The sequence below is a fragment of the Kocuria rhizosphaericola genome (assembly GCF_044462205.1).
In the GTDB taxonomy this organism is placed as follows: domain Bacteria; phylum Actinomycetota; class Actinomycetes; order Actinomycetales; family Micrococcaceae; genus Kocuria; species Kocuria rhizosphaericola.
Map to the genome: position 1 here is coordinate 1 of NZ_JBISWK010000132.1, position 1,133 is coordinate 1,133.

The window sequence follows — 1,133 nt, forward strand, 5'->3', positions numbered from 1 at the left end:
GGCGACCGCACGCGGTCCGGTCGCCGACACGTGCAACCTCGCTCAGGGAATCGGGCTCCACAGCCCGGGGTCCACGTGGCCCGCCGCCCTCCACGAGCTGTTGAGTCGTGCCATGCCCGCACCACGTCCCGTTCCTGCCCCGCTCCGGTGCGGCCCGTTCACCGCCGAAGAGGCCGACGCCGTGGGGATCACCGACTCCCAGCGCCGCGGCCGGCGCTACCGCACCCTTTCCCGGGGGGTGCACGAGGTCGTCCAGGACTCCTCCCAGGATGCCGGTGGGAGCGCGGCGCGGATCACGGTTCTCGCCGCAGCCCGTCCTGTGCTGACGCTGACCCCGGGCGGTGCCCTCAGCCATGCCAGCGCCGGGATCGTCTGGAGCCTCCGGCTGCCGGGGCGGCTGCAGGGCGTCGAGCCGATCCACGTCACCCGTGTCGACGACGGCGTGCCGCCCCGGCGCCGTGGGGTGGTCGGACACCACGCGGACCTCGCTCCCTGGGAGACCGTGCGCGTGGAGGGCGTTGTCGTGACGGTCCCGGTGCGGACACTGCTGGACCTGGCGCCGGCGCTGAGTCCGGACGAGCTCGTGGCCTGTGTCGACGGCGTGGTCTGCGAGCACCGCCATGGCCTCCGGCGCGGCGTTCATCCTCTGGTGCCGCGCCCCGAGCTGCTGCGCCGGCTCGGCCGGTACGCGCGGCGGCGGGGCGTGCGCAGGCTCCGGGTCGCCGCGGAGCTGTCCGTGCCCGGCGCGGACTCGGTCCCGGAGACCCGGCTCCGGCTCCTGCTCCGGGAGCACGGGATCGACGAGTTGACGACCGACCACCGGATCGTGGCCCCGGACGGCACCGAGGTCCTCCCGGACCTCGCCGTCGAGTCCGCCCGGGTCAGCATCCAGTACGAGGGCGCCCACCACGACCGGGCCGGCCAGCGCGAGATCGACATCCGGCGGCAGCGCCGCACGGAGGCCGCCGGCTGGACCGAGGTCCGCATCACCCACCGTGACCTCGTGGAGGACGTGGTGACGCCGTCCGGCACCGTGCCGCGAGCGGTGGCCCTCGTGCGGACCGCCATCCGGGCCCGGGGTGTGCACTGAGCGCGCGAACATCCCCCGAAGACCCAGCGAGGTTGCACGTGTC

1 protein-coding gene is annotated in these 1,133 nt (G+C 74.9%); it reads left to right on the forward strand.

The genetic code is table 11. From position 1 onward, the window contains the following. The first annotated feature begins 112 nt into the window (after positions 1 to 112). Positions 113 to 1,090 (forward strand): endonuclease domain-containing protein, encoded by a 978-nt coding sequence (locus tag ACH9D2_RS13545; RefSeq protein ID WP_396363333.1) that lies wholly within the window; start codon positions 113 to 115, stop codon positions 1,088 to 1,090. The last annotated feature ends 43 nt before the right edge of the window (positions 1,091 to 1,133 follow it).

What these genes read in the sequence shown, in the direction of transcription:
- ACH9D2_RS13545 (WP_396363333.1), top strand. Translation starts at nt 113, where the DNA reads ATGCCCGCACCACGTCCCGTTCCTGCCCCGCTCCGGTGCGGCCCGTTC.